The 263-nt window shown below is 48.7% G+C and carries 1 protein-coding gene; it reads left to right on the top strand.

Going from position 1 to position 263, the window contains the following annotated elements; genetic code table 11:
• The coding region (locus tag AC1RPW_RS08535; protein WP_481769534.1) for a histidine kinase dimerization/phospho-acceptor domain-containing protein at nucleotides 1–263 on the top strand (263 nt) is incomplete at both ends.

Raw genomic sequence — 263 nt, 5'->3', positions numbered from 1 at the left:
ATCGAGGTCCGATCGAGCTTGTTGAGATTTCATCGTCTATTAATAAAATGCTCGACCGACTGGAGCGAGCATTCACGCGCCTCTCGCAATTTTCGTCAGACTTATCGCACGATATGCGTACTCCGCTGGCCAATATCATCAGCTCCTCTCAAATCACGCTTTCACGCCCCCGCCGAAGCGAAGAATACGAGACACTGATTGAGTCGAATATTGAAGAATGCGAGCGACTACAGCGCATGATTGAAAATATGCTCTTTCTCGCC

This window comes from Dellaglioa sp. CoH-55-MRSF-8, from assembly GCF_056782195.1.
The sequence above is the reverse complement of the archived record's forward strand: the minus strand, read 5'-3'. Positions and strand labels throughout refer to the sequence as shown.